This window comes from Caballeronia udeis (genome assembly GCF_044909315.1).
Taxonomy (GTDB): Bacteria; Pseudomonadota; Gammaproteobacteria; order Burkholderiales; family Burkholderiaceae; genus Caballeronia; species Caballeronia udeis_A.
The window spans coordinates 387,486-402,824 of the sequence record NZ_JBIYEB010000004.1 but is presented as its reverse complement, the minus strand read 5'-3'; the positions used below and the strand labels follow the sequence as shown (position 1 = coordinate 402,824).

The window sequence follows — 15,339 nt, the reverse complement described above, 5'->3', positions numbered from 1 at the left end:
GTAATGGAACCCGCGCAGGCAGGTTCCGGGAACGGTCAGTTGGGCATGGTTAGTTAGACTTATCGTGTTGACGCTTGAGGAAGGTCAGGTCGGTCCGCAACCTGTGGATCTCCGCCAGACTTTCGGACGCTTGTTGCTCCATGACGAGCCGTGTCGCCACCTCGTGGTCGAGCGCAATACGCGCCTTCGAAAGTTGCTCGCGAATCTCGCGTTCAGACATGGGCGGTGCGCACAGCGCGTCGGCCTTCTTGCTGTTGTCGCGCGACGTGACGAGTGCGAAGCCGGCCGCGGCCAGCGCCGCCGCCGCGCAGGCCGCGGCTATCGTGCCGAGCAGCAGCATGGGCCAGGTCGGGCCGCGCCGCGACGTCACGGAATAGGTGCGGCGCGTGAGCTTGTGCGTCGGCCTGTTTCGATCAGCTTGCGGCATTGGATTTCAGCTTGAAGAGCGCGAGATAAGGCGTGGGATTGACCTGCGTTCCGTCGATGATCACCTCGAAGTGCAAGTGCGGCCCGGTCGAGCGTCCGGTCGAGCCGATTTCGGCAACCTTCTGGCCGGGCATGACAAGATCGCCGACCTTCACGAATAGCTTCGATGTATGCCCGTAGCGGGTGATCACGCCGCTGCTGTGCTGGATATCCAGGGAGTTGCCGTAACCGCCGTGTGGTCCCGCCTGGATCACGCGGCCGCCCGCGCTGGCGAAGATGGCCGTGCCGGTGGGCGCGACCAGGTCGACGCCCGGATGAAAGTTCAGGTGCCCCGTGAACGGGTCGCTGCGGTTGCCGAACGGCGAGCCGAAGCGCGCGCCGGGTGCGGGCTGGCGGCCCGGAAACGCCATGTATGACGCGTAGTGAGCGAGCACGGCGTCGTCGAGCGCGCCGATGGTTGCATCGAGGCAATCCAGCGCGCTTTGCGTGTGTTTCAGCCGCTGCGGCGCGGTACCGGTCAGCGCCGCACGCTGGGCGTTGCAGAGCCGGGGCGGCATGGACGGACCACCCGACGCGCTGCTGTCGAGCGGCGATTCGTCGTCGTTCTCTGGAAGCGGTGGAACCACGTGGATGTCCGGCCGGTCGGCCGCGCGCCGCGCCGCCTTCAATTGTGCTTCGAAGTCCTGAAGTTCATTCACTTGCTCCACGAGTTCGACCACACGCGGTTCGATATGCGTGAGGGTCGCGCTGATCTTGCCGAGTTCATCGATTTCATAGGAGCGCCGCTCCGTTTGCGACTTTTCTTCGGCCGCGTGAGTGTTGCCCATTGCCGCGCCAATGGCAATGCCGAGCGCGACCGCGGCCAGGATCATCGCAATGACGGCAACGATCACCATGGTGCGGACAGTGCGCGCTTCGACGAAACGCACGCGCTGATGCGACACGTTCCGGCGGGACCAGATGACGAACGCCATCAGTGCACCGGGCGCGGCAAACGCGCAGGCAAGAGAAGACGCGCGGGCGATGGATTGCCGGCCTGTCTGCGAATGCTGATAATGAGATGGATAAAGGTCACGTCCATGTGAAAACGCCGCAGCAGGGCTACGGCGGAAAGCCTTATTGGGCGGACGATCATGCACCTGTTACGCGAATGCGTATCTCATATATAAGTGGAGCTGAATAAACGCGAAATTCACGGCTTCACCGTTTTACTCCATAGCATCTCGCGCGCCTCGCCCATCAGCAGCGGACGATTGATTTCAGCCACTGTGCGCAGGAAGTCCCACACCGCCGTGATGCGTTTCAATTTGCGCAAATCTTCGCGGCAGGACAGGTAGAACGCACGCGTGACGACGATCTCATCGGCGAGCACGGCTACGAGGCGCGGGTCCTGTGCGGCCATGAAACACGGCAGGATCGCGAGCGAGCGCCCTTGCAGCGCGGCGTGATATTGCGCGATCACGCTGGTGCTGCGCCAGTGCGACACAGCGCCCGGAACCGCGCGTTCGAGATACAGCAGTTCGTAGCTGAAAGCGAGGTCATCGATATAGCTCGCAAAGCGATGCGTCGTGAGGTCTTCCACCTTGCGTACCGGTTCGTGCTGATCGAGATAGCCGCGCGTGGCGTAGAGGCGCAAGCGGTAGTCGCAAAGTTTGGTGTAGACGGTCTGGCCGTGTTCCGGGCGCTCCAGCGTGACGGCTATGTCAGCCTCGCGCTTGGACAAGCTGACGAAGTGCGGCACCGGCAACAGGTCGATGGAAATCTGCCTGTGTGCATCCTGGAAACGCGCGAGTTGCGGCGCAAGAAAGAAGCAGCCGAAACCTTCGGTCGAGCCTACCCGCACGTGTCCGGACAGCGCGTGACCCGAGTTCGCAATCCGCTCGGTCGCCGACTGAACCGTGGTTTCCATCGCGTCGACGTAGGCCAGCAGGCGCTGCCCTTCGGCGGTCAGGATGAAACCGCCACTGCGGGATTTATCGAAGAGCAGGGTGCCCAGCGCATCTTCCAGCGCCCGCACGCGACGGGCGACGGTCGTGTAGTCGACCCCCAGGCGCTTCGCCGCGCCGCTCGCACGCTGGGTTCGCGCGACTTCCAGGAAGTATCGGAGATCGTCCCAGTTCAGGTTGTTGACGCCAGGCACCGTGCTTTTTTGCATATTGGATGGGTATATGTATCGATACATCGTGGAGATTTGCATAACTATACTGAACCTTGTGGACTCGCTTTGCACGTTGTGTAATGACCGGGCCGACAACATTCAAATATTCCGGAGACGACATTTCCCTATGGCGACCTGTGCGGCATCCGCGCGCGTCCGCGTCTCTCTCATTGCGTTCCAGCCAGGAACGTTCTCGTTTTCAAGGAGCCTCTCTCATGAATACCGCTGCTGACCGTCCGGCGCTAGCCGAACAATCCAACGCCGGTGTGCGCACGGCCAAATTGCTGATCGACGGCAAGTTTGTGGAATCGACGACGCAGGAGTGGCGCGACATCGTCAACCCCGCGACCCAGGAGGTGGTGGGCCGGGTGCCGTTTGCGACAAAACAGGAAGTCGACGCCGCCGTGGCGGCAGCGGCAAAAGCGTTCCAGACGTGGCGCCTGACGCCGCTCGGCACACGCATGCGCCTGATGCTCCGATTCCAGGACCTGGTGCGCCAGAACATGAAGCGGATCGCAGAGACGCTGACGGCCGAGCAGGGCAAGACGCTGCCCGACGCCGAAGGCGATATTTTCCGCGGCCTTGAAGTGATCGAACACGCATGTTCGATCGGCACGCTGCAGCAGGGCGAATTCTCGGAGAACGTCGCGGGCGGCGTGGACACCTACACGCTGCGCCAGCCGATAGGCGTGTGCGCCGGCATCACGCCGTTCAATTTCCCCGCGATGATCCCGCTATGGATGTTCCCCATGGCGATTGTCTGCGGCAATACGTTCGTACTGAAGCCGTCGGAACAGGATCCGTTGTCCACCATGGAACTGGTCGAACTGGCGCTGGAGGCCGGCATTCCGGCGGGCGTGCTGAACGTGGTGCACGGCGGCAAGGAGGTGGTGGACGCCATCTGTACGCACCCCGACATCAAGGCGATTTCGTTCGTCGGGTCGACCCATGTGGGCACGCACATCTATAACCTCGGCAGCCAGCACGGCAAACGCGTGCAGGCCATGATGGGCGCGAAGAATCACGCGGTCGTGCTGCCCGATGCAAACCGCGAGCAGACGCTGAATGCGCTCGCCGGAGCGGGTTTTGGCGCAGCGGGGCAACGTTGCATGGCGACTTCAGTCGTGGTGTTCGTGGGGGCGTCGAAGGACTGGTTGCCGGAACTGGTCGAACGGGCGCGTGGCCTGACGGTGAACGGTGGGACGGAAGCGAATACCGACGTTGGCCCGGTTGTTTCGCGGGCAGCCAAGGAACGCATCCTCGGTCTGATCGAGGCAGGTGTGAAGGAAGGGGCAACGCTGTCGCTGGATGGCCGCGATGTGAAGGTGAAGGGATACGAGCAGGGCAATTTCATCGGCCCGACGGTGTTCTCAGGCGTCACCACCGACATGACCATCTACAAGCAAGAGATCTTCGGTCCGGTGATCTGCGTGCTGGAAGCCGCAACGCTCGACGATGCCATCGCGCTGGTCAACCGCAATCCGATGGGCAACGGCGTTGGCCTCTTTACGCAGAGCGGCGCGGCCGCACGCAAGTTCCAGAGCGAGATCGATGTGGGCCAGGTGGGGATCAACATTCCCATCCCCGTGCCGGTGCCGTATTTCAGCTTCACCGGCTCGCGCGGTTCGAAACTGGGGGACCTCGGCCCGTACGGAAAACAGGTCGTGCAGTTCTATACGCAAACCAAAACCGTCACGTCGCGCTGGTTCGACGACGCTACCGTCAACGACGGTGTCAACACGACTATTTCGCTGCGCTAAGCCGGTTGCCGGGTGAAATAGCCCGGCGAAATAAACAAGGGGAAATGCAATGGAAATCGGCTTTATCGGACTGGGCAACATGGGCGGACCCATGGCCGCCAATCTGCTGAAAGCAGGGCATTCGCTGACGGTTTTTGATTTATCGAAGACGGCGTTGCAGGCGGCGGTCGACGCGGGTGCGCGGACCGCCGCTTCGCCGCGCGAGGCGGCGCGGGAGAGCGAGGTGGTGATCACCATGCTGCCTGCGGCCGCGCACGTCAGGGCGGTGTATCTGGAACCGGATGGCGTACTGGCGGGGGTTCGTCCGGGCGTGCCGCTGATCGACAGCAGTACGATCGATCCGGCGACCGCGCGCCTGGTCGGTGAAGCCGCGTTGAAGCAGGGCAATCCGTTCGCCGACGCCCCCGTGTCCGGCGGCACAGGCGGCGCGCAGGCGGGCACGCTCACGTTCATGGTCGGCGCCGACACCGCATTGTTCGACACGCTCAAGCCCGTGCTCGCCGGCATGGGCAAGAACATGGTTCAGTGCGGCGCAACGGGGACCGGTCAGATCGCGAAGATCTGCAACAACCTGCTGCTCGGCATTTCGATGATCGGCGTGGCGGAAGCCATGAAACTCGGCGCGTCACTCGGGATCGAACCGAACAAGCTCGCCGGAATCATCAACACATCGACGGGACGTTGCTGGAGTGCCGATACGTGTAATCCCTACCCTGGCGTTTTACCGAATGCGCCTTCGTCACGCGGGTATACCGGGGGGTTCGGCGCCGATCTAATGTTGAAGGACCTGGGACTGGCCGTTGATGCAGCGCGTCAAGTCGAGCAACCCATCTTGCTTGGGGCGCTCGCGCAGCAGCTTTACCAGACCATGAGCATGCAGGGCTTGGGCGGGTTGGACTTCTCCGCGATTATCAAGCTGTACGGTAGCGAGGAGGCCTGATTAAAACCCGATAATCCTGAATTGCTGCAATGCATTTTATGTAGGCTATTAAGCTGCATTGCAGCATGGCGGTCGCTCTGCCATGCTAAGCAAGGACATGGGGAATACGATGATTCGCTTCTTCTGATTTTGGCCTATTCTCAAAGCACGACGTTCATGTCTTCGTCTGTATTAGTAAGTAAATGATGAAGTCAGCGAAGCCGCTTTGAGGTGTTTTATTAGGTTAATTAAGGCCAGCGAAATGCTGGCGGCAAATAGCCAGGATCAAGGAGAGCCAGATGCAAACAACTCGTCACTTTCACATGGAATTGCGGCACGCAACGCTGCCGACCTACGTGTTCAGCTACCTGTTCCCGTTGGTGCTGCTGGTGTATGAGTTATGGCGCGTAGGTTCATGGGTGGCTGTGCGTGGTTTCAACTTCTCGGACTTCAGTTCGATGGGGTATGAATTCGCGTTGATGCTGGCTGTGTTCGCGATGCAGATTGTGGTCGAAATCGCATTCATGGCTGCAGCCATGTTGACGAAACACCATGACGTTGCACATCGTGCGGCTAACTTGCTGCTTGGCGTGTTCTGCTCGGTGGTCGTGCTGGGATTCGACCTCGCGCTCCAATATGCAATGTAAGCACGAATGTAAGCACGCGCCGTAAGCGGTAGCGTTATTCAGGTTCTCGCAGCAATAAAAAGCCCGTTCCAGCACTTTTGCCAGAGCGGGCTTTTTCTATGGTCGTTTCGGGCACGGCTAACGGGCTAGCAACCTGCCGCGTTGGGTAATTCGGGTGCTGTCTGCGCGCGTGCTTCAAAACATTTCTTGTTCGCTTCCTTCAGCGCCGTGCGCAATCCTTCCTCGATCACGGGGTGATAGAACGGCAGCTTCAGCATGTCTTCCACGGAAAGATCCAGTTGCAGCGCCCAAGCCATCAGGTGGCCGAGATGTTCAAGGGCCGGCCCGCATCCCTGGGCGCCCAGAAACTTGCCGGTCCTGGCGTGAGCATAGACATGGAGCAAACCCCGGTTTTGCCGTAGCACGCGACTGCGCCCCTGGGTTTCGAACGACACGCTTCCGGTCACTGTCATCTGCTTGTCGAGCTCATCGTAGGACGTGCCTACGGCGATGACCTGCGGCTCGCAGAACACGATGGAAAACGGCACCTTGCGTTTGACGGACTGAACCTCGGAGAAACGCGCGGCATTGTCGCCGGCAAGCTTGCCTTCGTCGGCGGCATCGAGGAGAAAGGGACGCGTGCCGTCGCAATCGCCCGCTATGAAGATGCTGCTGTCGCCACACTGCATGGAAGATTCGTCGAAGACAGGAACGCCCTTGTCGTTGAGTTCTATACCGGTCTTTTCAAGCTGCAGCGACGCCAGTGCCGGTTTCCTGCCGGCCGCAATGAGTACCCGGTCGAAGCGCTCGGTGCGCTCGGTTCCATCCAGCGACTTGAAGCGGATCGTGGGTTCGCCGTCCTGCATTGATTTTTCGAGGATGGTCGCGTCGGGGTCGAGGTAAAACTCCTGCCGCAGCGCTTCAATCAATGCGTCGCGCACCGGGGTGTCCGACAATCCGCCAACGTGATTCTTCCGGCCGAACATGAATACCTCGACCCCGAGCCGCGCGAATGCCTGGCCGAGCTCGAGAGCGATAGGGCCGGCGCCGAAAACGGCGCAACGCCTGGGCACGGTCTTGAGGTCGAAGACGTCGTCGCTTGTCACGAGATGGTCTTCGAATACCTTGAAGTCATCTGGAATGACGGATGCCGAACCCGACGCGATCACTACGCTTGCGGCTTCCACGCGGGCGAAGTCATCGATAAGAAGAACGTTACGCGATTCGAAGCGGGCAAAGCCGCGGATGATCGTGTCCTGAGGAAATGAATCCGTTTCCTTCAGCACGCCTTTGACGAAATGATCCCGTTCGCTGCGGACATAAGCGAGCACATGTTCACTATTGGCCTCGAGCGCATGCGTGCCTTCAATGCCCCGCGGCGCTTGCGCTTTTGCGTCGTGCAGGCCATTGGCCGCTGCAAGCAGCAGCTTGGACGGCATGCAGCCCACGCGTGCGCAGGTCGTGCCAAACTCGGCGCCTTCTATCAGCACGACCTGCTTGCCCGCGTGCCGTGCCGCACGATATGCGGCCATGCCGGCCGTCCCTGCGCCAATGACGGCGACGTCCACCTTGATCTGCTTCATTGGTACCTTTGGCTTGGATGTACTCGAATCTGTTTCACGACCACCGCGGATGCGCTCCGTCCGGGCTTCGGTCAGGCTGGAACGCGGCGCCGATGAACGCAGATGGGCCCGGCTTCGCTGTAGCTAGCCGTTGTCCGCAAAGCCCGGATACAGGGTCATGCCGCCGTCCACGAACAAGGTTGTGCCAACCACATAGTCGCTGTCGTCGGAGGCCAGCCAGACCGCTGCCCGGCCAATGTCCTCGCTTTCGCCAATCCGGCCGTAAGGCACGAGTTCAAGTAGCGTCTTCAACGCCTCGGGGTTGTCCCACGCGGCCTTGTTGATCGGTGTGCGGATCGCGCCCGGCGCGATTGAATTGACGCGAATCCTGTGGGGCGCGACTTCCTGGGCGAGCGATTTCATCATCATCTGGATACCGCCTTTCGACGACGCGTAGTTGACATGTCCCGCCCATGGAATGACTTCATGCACAGAACTCATGCAGATGATCTTGCCGAGCGCCCTGGACACAGGACGCGGGCCGCGCCGGAGGAATTCACGGACGGCGCGTTGCGCGGTGAGGAACTGGCCCGTCAGATTTACGTTCATCACGGCGTTCCAGTCGGCGAGTGTCATCTCGACGAACTTCGCGTCCTTCTGCAAGCCGGAATTGGCGACCACGATATCCACCGTGCCGAAACGCTTGATCAGCGTGTCGAACATGGCGTCGATATCGGCTTCGTCGGAGACGTCGGCCTGGATCGCGACAGCCTGGCCGCCGGCTTTTTCTATCGATGCGGCGAGCGCTTCAGCGGCCTCGCCGTGGGAGTGGTAGTTGATGGCGACACTGGCGCCGGCATTGGCGAGCGCTTGCGCCACACCGTAACCAATGCCAGAACTGCCGCCGGTGACGAGCGCGACCTGACCTTCGAGTGCTGGGTTCATAACGTTCCTGGTTGGATGCGAACCGCGCTCTGCGCGCGGCTTGTCAAAGCGAGCGCAGCGCCTGCCGGGCAGGCCTGGGCTGGAAGCGTGAGGACCCAAGCAAGTGCCGGTCCCGTCCGGGAATGATGCAGCGGTCCGGGCCGGCAGTCCTACTCGGAATCCACCCCAAGCGCGGGGAACCGTTCCGTCGGGTAGGCGATCTCGTCCTGCGAGGCGACGATCTCAAGTTCATATCGCCCCGCCTGGAAGGTAGTCCTGACCACCGCGTTGACCGCGGCCAGCGTGTGCTCCAGCGCGTCACGCACCGAGTCGCCCAGCAGCGTGCGCGCGAGAAATACGGCGCTTGTCAGGTCGCCTACACCCACTGGTTGCCGCGCGAACGGGTAGAGCGGCCGCTGCGCGAACCACGCTTCGGTCTCGGTCACGACGAGCATGTTGAAGGTATCCGCACGGCTGTTTCGGTCGATCAGGTGTTTGACGAGCACCACTTTCGGACCGCGGGCGATTACCTCGCGGCAGGCAGCGACTGCTTCATCTACCGTCTCGATGGTGCGCCCCGTGAGTTTCTGCAATTCGATGTGATTCGGTGTCATGGCGTCGGAGACTTCCGGCATGGTATTCACCAGGAATTCCTGGATGCCGGGTTCGACGATGCAACCGCTCGTGGTGCCCATCACGGGGTCGCAGAAATAGCGTGCTTTCGGGTTGACGGCTTTCACCATCCTGACAATTTCCACGACCGCGGCGCCTTGCTCGGGCGAGCCGAGGTAACCCGACAGGATCGCGTTGCAGCGCGACAGCACACCGATAGCGCCGATCCCCTCGATCACGCGCGTCAGTTCGTCGGCGTCGACAACACTGCCGGTCCAGCGGCCATATTGCGTGTGATTCGAGAATTGCACGGTGTTGAGCGGCCAGACGTTGACACCCATGCGGCGCATCGGGAAGACGGCCGCGCTGTTGCCTGCGTGGCCGAAGACCACGTGCGACTGGATACTGAGGACATTTTGCATGATGGTTTTTAGCGAGGTGCAGGACAGCGGCCAGGGCCGCGCACGAAAACCGCATGCATGTTCGGCATGCCGGACATCATTGTGCCGTGGTTTTGGCCTGGATCGGAAGAACCTGCTCGCGGAACGCCAATGAGCGCGAGATTCGCTTGGCATGAGGATTGCTCAGCCTTATAGCTTTTTGCAATGCCCGCGAACGAGAAACGGCCTGGAAGCAATCCGCAGAGCAATTCCATCGGATTGCAAAGCGATTTTGACGGTACCGCGCGTCAATTTCCGAAAAGCAGGTGCGAACTATTCACCTTTGCAGCAAAATCATCCTGACGCGCCCAATTATTTGCCGTTCAAATCCTCTGGAGAAAAACCACCCCAACCCAATTCGAGTCATTCGCCAGCAAGCACCGGTAAAACAGCTGAACCCAGCTAGAAACGGGCCAGAGACAGGCCGCAAAAACAGGAGGTCGGTATGGAGACGCTGACAGGAAATCGTACGGATCTGCAGAAGAACACGCTGGCAATCGTCCTTGCGGGCGGCCGGGGTACCCGGCTCGGACCGCTCACGAATAAACGCGTCAAACCAGCAGTGCATTTTGGCGGCAAGTACCGGATCGTGGACTTCGCGTTGTCGAATTGCCTGAATTCAGGCATCCGGCGCATCGCGGTCGTCACGCAATACAAGGCGCATTCGCTCTTGCGCCACCTGCAGCGCGGCTGGGGTTTCCTGCGCGGCGAGTTCAACGAGTTCATCGATATCTGGCCGGCCCAGCAACGGGTTGATTCAAGCTGGTACAGGGGCACGGCGGACGCGGTCTTCCAGAATCTCGACATCATCCGGTCGATCGGGCCCGAGTACATCATCGTGCTGGCGGGCGATCACATCTACAAGCAGGACTACACGCGCATGATTCTCGACCACGTCGAGAGCGGCGCGGATTGCACGGTCGGCTGTATTGAAGTGCCACGCATGGAAGCGACCGCGTTCGGCGTGATGCACGTCGACGCGCAGCGCCGCATAACGGACTTCCTGGAAAAGCCGGAAGACCCGCCCTGCATGCCGGGCAAACCCGACGTCGCGCTCGCGAGCATGGGCATTTACGTGTTCAGCGCGAAGTACCTGTACGCGCTGCTTGAAGAAAACATCCTGACGTCGGATACGGACCACGACTTCGGCAAGGACATCCTGCCGCGCGTGGTGACCAGCGGCAAAGCGATCGCGCATCCGTTCGGCATGTCGTGCGTGACCTCCGAAACCGATCCGAATGCGCCGCCGTACTGGCGCGACGTGGGCACGGTGGACGCGTACTGGTCGGCGAACCTGGATCTCGCGTCGACCATTCCCGCGCTCGACCTGTACGACCGCAAATGGCCCATCTGGACCAACCAGGAGCAGTTGCCGCCGGGCAAGTTCGTGCGCGACCTGCACGGGCAGCAGGGCGCGATCAACAATCTGCTGGTGTGCGGCGGCTGCGTGATATCGGGTTCGCAAGTCGCGCGGTCGGTGTTTTCATCGGCGGTGCGGGTGCATTCGTTCTGTCACATCAACGAAGCCGTGTTGTTGCCGCAGGTCACGGTGGGCCCAAGTTGCCGCCTGAAGCGCGTGGTGATCGACCGGGGTTGCACGCTGCCCGAGGGACTCGTCATAGGCGAAGATCCCGATTACGATGCCGAGCGGTTTTTCCGCACTGAAAATGGTGTGGTACTCGTGACACAGGATGCATTGACACGTCTCGGACAAGCCAAGCAGTCATAATTCGGGCGACCGGAAACAAGCCAATGGGGAGCCGATGACCGTATGCGTGCTGCATGTTGCAGCGGAGATGTATCCGCTTTTGAAAACCGGCGGCCTCGCCGATGTCGTGGGCGCATTGCCGCCGGCCCAGACGCAACTGGGCACGAATGCCCGCGTGATCCTGCCGGCGTTCCCTTCGGTGGTGGCGGGCCTGACACAGATCGAGCCAGTGGCCGACCTTGGCTGGGCGTTTGGCATAGATCATGTGCGGCTCGAACGGGGCCTGCTGGAGCCGCACGGAATTGTGGTCTACGTAGTGCGTGCAGATGCGTTCTACGACCGGCCGGGCAATCCGTATCTCGATCCGTCGCACACCCAGTATGCCGACAGCGACCGGCGTTTTGCGCTGCTCGGCTGGGCGGCGGCGCGGCTTGCGGGCGGCGCCGATCCGGCCTGGAAACCCGATGTGGTGCACGCGCACGACTGGCATGCCGGCCTCGCACCGGCGTATCTGCGGGCGCGCGAGCGCGAGACGGGCGTGGCGCGCGTGCCGTCGGTCATGACGGTCCATAACCTCGCCTACCAGGGCGTGTTTCCCGCCAGGGAATTCGGCGTGCTTCAACTGCCGGCGGATTTTTTCTCCGTCGATGGCGTCGAGTTCTACGGTCATCTGTCCTTTCTGAAGGCCGGGCTGTTCTACGCGGATCGCATCACGACCGTGAGCCCGACGTATGCGCGCGAGATCCAGACGCATGCGCAGGGCGCGGGGCTCGATGGTTTGCTGCGCACCCGCACGCACGACATCAGCGGCATTCTCAATGGCGTTGACCAGACGGTGTGGAATCCGGCGACCGATACCACCATCGACACCCAGTACTCGATCGCAAAGTTCACCGGCAAGGCGAAGTGCAAAGCCGCGTTGCAGGAACGGGTCGGCCTCGCGCGCGAACCGGATGCGTTGCTGTTCGGCGTGGTGAGCCGGCTGACCGAGCAGAAAGGCATCGACCTGTTGCTGTCGGTCATTCCGGATATTGTCCAGCGTGGCGGGCAACTGGTCGTGCTGGGCACTGGGGACCCGGCGCTTGAAAACGGCCTGAAGAAAGCCGCGCTGGCGCATCCGCAAGCGGTTGCCGTGGAGCTTGGATTCGACGAAACGCTCTCTCATTCAATTATTGCGGGCAGTGACATCGTGATGGTCCCGTCGCGCTTCGAACCGTGCGGGCTGACGCAGTTGTACGCGTTGGCGTATGGGTCGCTGCCGCTGGTTCATTGCGTAGGCGGTCTGGCTGACACGGTGGTGGATGCGTCGCTGGAAAACCTCGCCGATGATCTGGCTACCGGGTTTGTATTCGAGAAGTTCGACCGGCAGTCGATTGTGGCCGCCATTCGCCGCGCGTTTGCATTAAAGCAGCGGCGGCTGGAATGGAAGGCCGTGGTGCGCCGCGCGATGGAGCAGGATTTCGGCTGGGAAGCGTCCGCGTTGCGATATATCGATGTGTATCGCGAGCTGATCGGGACGCGTGCGCGCTAGCCGGCGATCAGCTGAAATCAATCACGATCAACCGTTCAGGTCCCGGGAGATTGCGTGGATCGCGATCTGCACACGGCTGGACAGATTGAGCTTGCGAAGCGCGTTGCGCACGTGGATTTTCACCATGCTTTCGGCCAGATCGAGTTCGCGTGCGATGTCCTTGTTGCTCGCGCCGCGCGACAGGATCCGCACAATGTCGTGTTCTCGCGGCGTCAACGCAGGCGCCTCGCGTGGTCCGGATGGCGGCGGTGCGGGTGTTGCTTCTGCCCGCACCGGCGTTCTCATTTGCGCGATCAGCCGCTGCGTCTTGCTCTCCGCAATCACTGATTCACCCTCGGCGGCGCGGCGGATCATGGTGGCGAGTGCGTCGGCTTCCATGTTTTTCAACAGATAGCCGCACGCGCCTTCACGCAACGCGCAGGTCAGTTCATCCACGTCTTCCGACACGGTCAGCATGATCACCGCGGTGTCCGGCAAATCCTGCTGCAACAGCTGCAAGGTTTCGATACCCGATAACCCGGGCATGTTCAGGTCGAGCAGGACCACGTCCGGGCGATGCTGCTTGGCGCGCTTGAACCCTTCAATGCCGTCGGCGGCGTCGTCCACGACTTCGAAGTCGGATTGCCGCTGCAACAACGCCCGCACGCCGGAGCGAAACAGGGTGTGGTCGTCGATCAGGAGAATGCGGATGGTCATGCTGCCTGCCGTTCGCTGCCGGGCAGCAGAAGGCGAACGCGCGCGCCGTTACCCGGTTCGCTGTCCAGCCGCAATTGCGCACCGAGCCGGGCCGCGCGTTCACGCATGATGTGAAAACCGATATGGGCGTCGCCGCGGCTCGCGATCTCGGCGGGATCATAACCGTCGCCGTCGTCTTCTATGGTCAGGTCGAAATCGACGGCGTTCCTGATCGCGATATGGACCTGTGTTGCCGACGCATGTTTGCGAACGCTCGACAACGCTTCCTGAAGAATGAACAGCACCTGTAGCTGCTGATCGGGCGGCAAGGGCAGTCCACCGGCTTCGTCGTAGTCGAGCCTGACCAGCGCCTCCGTTTGCCGTTCGAAGCGCGTTACCGTCTCGTCCACGGCGTCGCGAAGATTGCCGGTAGCGAACTTCGTGCGGAAATTGACGAGCAGTTCACGCACGTCCTCGTAACTTTCCTCAAGACCTCCGCGTAACAACGGGGCGATTTCGCGCACTTCGTTCATGTCGTTGCGGCTCGCGGCGTCATCGAGTAAATGCAGTTGCAGCTTCAGGAAATTCAGGCTCTGCGCGATGCTGTCATGCAGTCCCTGCGCGACCAGATGACGCTCCTGCGCGACCGCTAGCTGACGGGCGGCCGTAGCGAGACGATGATTCTGCAAAGCCGTGCCCAGATGCTTGCCGAGGGTGTCGAGCAAGCGCGTTTCCGATGGCAGCACCGCGCGGCCGTCGCGAAAGTGCAGTGAGAATGAACCCAGCGTTACGTCATGCGAGACGATGCCGAAGGCCGCGACGGCGTTGAAACCCGCTTTGCCGCAACGGGTCGCAGGGCCCGTGTCGAGCGCTTGCGGCGTGCGCAAGTCGCGCACGACCGCGAGGCCGCTGGTGGCCGCCGCGCCGCATACGCAGGTGCTTGCCGGCATGCAGCGCTCCGCGCTCAGCAGCGGTTCGGGCAAACCTTCGGAGACGACTACATGCAGGTTGTCCCCGTCTTGAGCAAGGACGCGGACGGTGCCTGCGTCGGCGTTGAACTGACGCATGACGCGTGCAAGAAAACCGCGGCACAGCACTTCGACGTCAAACGCGCCATGCAGGAATGCGGTCATTTCGTAGAGTGCGACCGGCTCGCCGTTGCGTGTGGCAAGTTGCGCGGTTTTGTTGGTCACGCGCAGCGCCAGGTCGCCGTACAAACTCTGAAGTTCGCTCGCCATCCGGTTGAAGCCGTGCGCAAGATGACCGAACTCGTCACGCGACTCGACCGGCAAGCGAGCGCTGAATTCGCGTTGTTCGATACGGGACAGACCACGCTCCAGACGTCGTACAGGCATCACGAACCACGCGTATAGCAGATACACGATCGCGATCGTGCCTACGCACGCCAGCGCCGCAAGGGCCATTTGCCAGCGTCGTAGCCAAGCTGTCTTGCGCGCATTTTCGCGTTCGATCATGCGGACCAGCGCATCGGCTTCGGCAACGAATGCGGGCAGCCGGGCGAGATAGAGCGAGGGGGTATCGGTTGAACTTGACGAGTCGTGCGTGACCGCCTGCTTCAACGAGCCGTACCAGGTTTGCGATACGGCATCCAGTTGAGCGTGGATCGCGGGCGTGGCAGGAAGGAACAATGGGCGCGCGGGGTCGCCGCCTTTCAGATGAGCCAGCGTGAGATCGAGCAGGGCGGTTTGCGAACTCACGTCCGCTTTGCGGCCGGCCCTGGCTTCGTTGAGCTGGATGGCGACATTGCCGGCTCGCATACGCAGGCTGCCGGCGTCATTGATTGCCGCGCCCGCACCCTCAAGTTGCCACGAGAGCCAGAGCGTCCCCGCGATCATGGAAAGGACCAATGCCAGCGCAACGCCGGACAACGTCACAATGCGCGTGGATAGCCGATATTGGAGCGGTGTGGTGAGCGCGGCTGCAGGTAGGGCACCAGATGAGGCCGGATGAAGCGGGAGATCGGACATGGAACTGCGT

General features: G+C 61.5%; 13 protein-coding genes. 5 read left to right on the top strand and 8 right to left on the bottom strand.

From position 1 onward, the window contains the following. Positions 1-49: 49 nt before the first annotated feature. From ABH944_RS09235 to ABH944_RS09225, 3 genes are all read right to left on the bottom strand, one after another. A complete protein-coding gene (locus ABH944_RS09235; protein ID WP_404605481.1) occupies positions 50-427 on the bottom strand; it encodes a hypothetical protein in 378 nt (125 codons plus the stop codon). Then, entirely contained in the window at positions 414-1,400 is a 987-nt protein-coding gene (locus tag ABH944_RS09230; RefSeq protein ID WP_404605482.1) for a M23 family metallopeptidase, read from the bottom strand. The genes ABH944_RS09235 and ABH944_RS09230 overlap by 14 nt, the downstream gene beginning before the upstream one ends. Before the next feature lie 218 nt (positions 1,401-1,618). Continuing rightward, complete coding sequence (locus tag ABH944_RS09225; protein WP_404605483.1) at positions 1,619-2,581, bottom strand: LysR family transcriptional regulator; 963 nt, start codon at positions 2,579-2,581, stop codon at positions 1,619-1,621. Between the two features lie 218 nt (positions 2,582-2,799). Here ABH944_RS09225 and ABH944_RS09220 point away from each other — a divergent pair, with 218 nt between their 5' ends. From ABH944_RS09220 to ABH944_RS09210, 3 genes are all read left to right on the top strand, one after another. Beyond that, positions 2,800-4,344: a CoA-acylating methylmalonate-semialdehyde dehydrogenase gene (locus ABH944_RS09220; protein WP_404605484.1), complete on the top strand. Its 1,545-nt coding sequence runs from the start codon at positions 2,800-2,802 to the stop codon at positions 4,342-4,344. Between the two features lie 49 nt (positions 4,345-4,393). Beyond that, positions 4,394-5,284, top strand: a complete 891-nt coding sequence (mmsB, locus tag ABH944_RS09215) for a 3-hydroxyisobutyrate dehydrogenase (RefSeq protein ID WP_404605486.1) — start codon at positions 4,394-4,396, stop codon at positions 5,282-5,284. 278 nt (positions 5,285-5,562) lie between these two features. Then, positions 5,563-5,910 carry a hypothetical protein gene (locus ABH944_RS09210; RefSeq protein WP_404605488.1) on the top strand — a complete coding sequence of 116 codons (348 nt, stop codon included), beginning with the start codon at positions 5,563-5,565 and terminating at the stop codon, positions 5,908-5,910. Positions 5,911-6,035: 125 nt separating this feature from the next. Here the strand turns inward: ABH944_RS09210 and ABH944_RS09205 are convergent, their stop codons facing one another. From ABH944_RS09205 to pdxY, 3 genes are all read right to left on the bottom strand, one after another. Next, positions 6,036-7,472 carry a dihydrolipoyl dehydrogenase gene (locus tag ABH944_RS09205; protein ID WP_404605489.1) on the bottom strand — a complete coding sequence of 479 codons (1,437 nt, stop codon included), beginning with the start codon at positions 7,470-7,472 and terminating at the stop codon, positions 6,036-6,038. A 123-nt stretch (positions 7,473-7,595) separates the two neighbouring features. Further along, entirely contained in the window at positions 7,596-8,396 is an 801-nt protein-coding gene (locus ABH944_RS09200; protein ID WP_404605490.1) for an SDR family oxidoreductase, read from the bottom strand. A 149-nt stretch (positions 8,397-8,545) separates the two neighbouring features. After that, a complete protein-coding gene (gene pdxY, locus ABH944_RS09195) occupies positions 8,546-9,409 on the bottom strand; it encodes a pyridoxal kinase PdxY (protein ID WP_404605491.1) in 864 nt (287 codons plus the stop codon). 463 nt (positions 9,410-9,872) lie between these two features. Between pdxY and glgC the strand changes: the two genes are divergently transcribed. Continuing rightward, positions 9,873-11,156, top strand: coding sequence for a glucose-1-phosphate adenylyltransferase (glgC, locus tag ABH944_RS09190; protein ID WP_404605492.1), 1,284 nt, complete (start codon positions 9,873-9,875; stop codon positions 11,154-11,156). Between the two features lie 34 nt (positions 11,157-11,190). Further along, entirely contained in the window at positions 11,191-12,666 is a 1,476-nt protein-coding gene (gene glgA, locus ABH944_RS09185; RefSeq protein WP_404605493.1) for a glycogen synthase GlgA, read from the top strand. A gap of 27 nt (positions 12,667-12,693) precedes the next feature. Here glgA and ABH944_RS09180 read toward each other — a convergent pair whose 3' ends face one another. Continuing rightward, positions 12,694-13,362: a response regulator gene (locus ABH944_RS09180; RefSeq protein WP_404605495.1), complete on the bottom strand. Its 669-nt coding sequence runs from the start codon at positions 13,360-13,362 to the stop codon at positions 12,694-12,696. After that, positions 13,359-15,329 (bottom strand): type IV pili methyl-accepting chemotaxis transducer N-terminal domain-containing protein, encoded by a 1,971-nt coding sequence (locus ABH944_RS09175; protein WP_404605497.1) that lies wholly within the window; start codon positions 15,327-15,329, stop codon positions 13,359-13,361. Before ABH944_RS09175 ends, ABH944_RS09180 begins: the two co-directional genes overlap by 4 nt. Between the last annotated feature and the right edge of the window lie 10 nt (positions 15,330-15,339).

Excerpts from the sequence above, each read along its gene's own strand:
- ABH944_RS09235 (WP_404605481.1), bottom strand. The coding sequence starts at position 427 with ATGCCGCAAGCTGATCGAAACAGGCCGACGCACAAGCTCACGCGCCGC.
- ABH944_RS09230 (WP_404605482.1), bottom strand. The coding sequence starts at position 1,400 with ATGGCGTTCGTCATCTGGTCCCGCCGGAACGTGTCGCATCAGCGCGTG.
- ABH944_RS09225 (WP_404605483.1), bottom strand. The coding sequence starts at position 2,581 with ATGCAAAAAAGCACGGTGCCTGGCGTCAACAACCTGAACTGGGACGAT.
- ABH944_RS09220 (WP_404605484.1), top strand. The coding sequence starts at position 2,800 with ATGAATACCGCTGCTGACCGTCCGGCGCTAGCCGAACAATCCAACGCC.
- mmsB (WP_404605486.1), top strand. The coding sequence starts at position 4,394 with ATGGAAATCGGCTTTATCGGACTGGGCAACATGGGCGGACCCATGGCC.
- ABH944_RS09210 (WP_404605488.1), top strand. The coding sequence starts at position 5,563 with ATGCAAACAACTCGTCACTTTCACATGGAATTGCGGCACGCAACGCTG.
- ABH944_RS09205 (WP_404605489.1), bottom strand. The coding sequence starts at position 7,472 with ATGAAGCAGATCAAGGTGGACGTCGCCGTCATTGGCGCAGGGACGGCC.
- ABH944_RS09200 (WP_404605490.1), bottom strand. The coding sequence starts at position 8,396 with ATGAACCCAGCACTCGAAGGTCAGGTCGCGCTCGTCACCGGCGGCAGT.
- pdxY (WP_404605491.1), bottom strand. The coding sequence starts at position 9,409 with ATGCAAAATGTCCTCAGTATCCAGTCGCACGTGGTCTTCGGCCACGCA.
- glgC (WP_404605492.1), top strand. The coding sequence starts at position 9,873 with ATGGAGACGCTGACAGGAAATCGTACGGATCTGCAGAAGAACACGCTG.
- glgA (WP_404605493.1), top strand. The coding sequence starts at position 11,191 with ATGACCGTATGCGTGCTGCATGTTGCAGCGGAGATGTATCCGCTTTTG.
- ABH944_RS09180 (WP_404605495.1), bottom strand. The coding sequence starts at position 13,362 with ATGACCATCCGCATTCTCCTGATCGACGACCACACCCTGTTTCGCTCC.
- ABH944_RS09175 (WP_404605497.1), bottom strand. The coding sequence starts at position 15,329 with ATGTCCGATCTCCCGCTTCATCCGGCCTCATCTGGTGCCCTACCTGCA.